The organism is Rhizobium sp. BR 317 (assembly GCF_047445835.1).
In the GTDB taxonomy this organism is placed as follows: Bacteria; Pseudomonadota; Alphaproteobacteria; order Rhizobiales; family Rhizobiaceae; genus Rhizobium; species Rhizobium paranaense.
This window is the reverse complement of sequence record NZ_JARWLB010000186.1, coordinates 1-711: the sequence shown is the minus strand read 5'-3', so window position 1 is coordinate 711 and position 711 is coordinate 1. Positions and strand designations below refer to the sequence as shown.

At 61.5% G+C, this 711-nt stretch carries 1 protein-coding gene; it reads right to left on the bottom strand.

What is annotated here, in order from left to right; all coding sequences use genetic code 11:
* Positions 1-711 (bottom strand): P-type conjugative transfer protein TrbL (gene trbL / locus QD357_RS32700; protein ID WP_414126147.1); only part of this gene is annotated, 711 nt, incomplete at both ends.

The following is a 711-nucleotide window of genomic DNA, read 5'->3' as shown; positions in this document are numbered from 1 at the left end:
TCCCAGCGCCGAAACCTCGAAGAGCCGCACCAGCAACGGATGAACCTGCAGCTCGGGCAGCCTGTCCCGCCGCAAATCCCGCACCGGCAGCGCCAGCCGCTAGGAACCCTGCGCCCGTCGCAAAGGAGGCTGCCTGACCACCGTGCCGGATCGCCTCCATTCCGCCCGAGACGGAYGCGCCCTKAACAACGCCCTGAATGATGTTCGGGACGTACATTGCGATAATKAAGACCACGACCGAGATCCCGGCGATGGCGAGCGTCGTGACGAACTGGTCTGAGGAAGCCGTTGGCGCGTTCGCCAACCCCATAAGGACCTCGGACCCGATCTTCGCGATCATCACCAACGCCATCAGTTTCATGCCGACGCCGAAGGCGTACACGAGATAACGGACAGMAAAGTCCTTGGTGAAGGAGGATCCGCCAAGCCCGAGCATGATCATGCCGGCAAGCAGGCCGACATACATCTCGACCATGACCGAGACGAAAATTGCTGCGACCAGCGAGAAGCAGATGACGACGACACCCATCGCCAACACGGCAGCAATCGCCAGTGCATTGTCCTCAAATACGCCGAATTGTGCTTGCTGCGACATTTGCGAGGCAACCCGAATTCCGGCGTCGAAGACTTCAGCAGGCGACGCCGATCCGCCGCCGGCGCCAATCTGGAAGAGGCTGTCGACGACCGCTCGCGCAAAGGTCGGCCCTTGAG